The sequence below is a fragment of the Pantoea sp. PNT03 genome (assembly GCF_014852515.1).
Taxonomy (GTDB): Bacteria; Pseudomonadota; Gammaproteobacteria; order Enterobacterales; family Enterobacteriaceae; genus Pantoea; species Pantoea leporis.
In genome coordinates, this window is the sequence record NZ_JACVBT010000028.1 from 1 (window position 1) to 255 (window position 255).

Genomic DNA, 255 nt, shown 5'->3' on the forward strand with positions numbered 1-255 from the left:
TCCAGACTCCTACGGGAGGCAGCAGTGGGGAATATTGCACAATGGGCGCAAGCCTGATGCAGCCATGCCGCGTGTATGAAGAAGGCCTTCGGGTTGTAAAGTACTTTCAGCGGGGAGGAAGGCGGTGGAGTTAATAACTTCACCGATTGACGTTACCCGCAGAAGAAGCACCGGCTAACTCCGTGCCAGCAGCCGCGGTAATACGGAGGGTGCAAGCGTTAATCGGAATTACTGGGCGTAAAGCGCACGCAGGCG

1 rRNA gene is annotated in these 255 nt (G+C 56.5%); it reads left to right on the forward strand.

Annotated features, from left to right (window positions below):
* Positions 1–255, forward strand: a 16S ribosomal RNA gene (locus tag IB226_RS23120); the annotation flags it as partial.